Source organism: Pedobacter sp. 05L430, assembly GCF_056397585.1.
The window spans coordinates 1-440 of sequence record NZ_JBFTNT010000641.1; the positions used below are offsets into that span (position 1 = coordinate 1).

Here is a 440-nt window from a genome sequence, read left to right on the forward strand (position 1 = left end):
AATTACCTGCTTCAAGAGCTTTAGCGGAGAATGATTTTCCATCTATCGAATATGCTAATGGGATGTAGGCTTCATACGATGTGGCAACATCTCCCTTTTCCCATTGTAGGTTAACCCATCCCGCATCGTTAGCCTCATCTAATCTAACAGTATAATCAACAGTTACTGCTCCAGTTGGTGCAGTTAATGAGGCAGGAATCGCAGACCCGGTAATTACAGTGCCCACTAAAACATTGGATGCATTTTTAAAAGCAATACTTTTGCCTGAAGCAAAAGCCATCCCCGACAATTTATAATGCTGACCCGAAATAACAGGTTGCCCAACTATCGATTTCCGGTTTACATTAGTAGTACTCCCTAAATTACCTAATGAGTTTATTGAACCTTGAACAACTCGTGCAGTATTAGCTTCATTCTTACCGCCGGGCCTCGTATTAATC

General features: G+C 41.6%; 1 protein-coding gene. It reads right to left on the reverse strand.

Features of this window, described 5'->3' with window-relative positions; all coding sequences use genetic code 11:
* A partial coding sequence (locus AC1DG9_RS27760) for a hypothetical protein (protein ID WP_477635796.1) occupies positions 1 to 440 on the reverse strand: 440 nt, incomplete at both ends.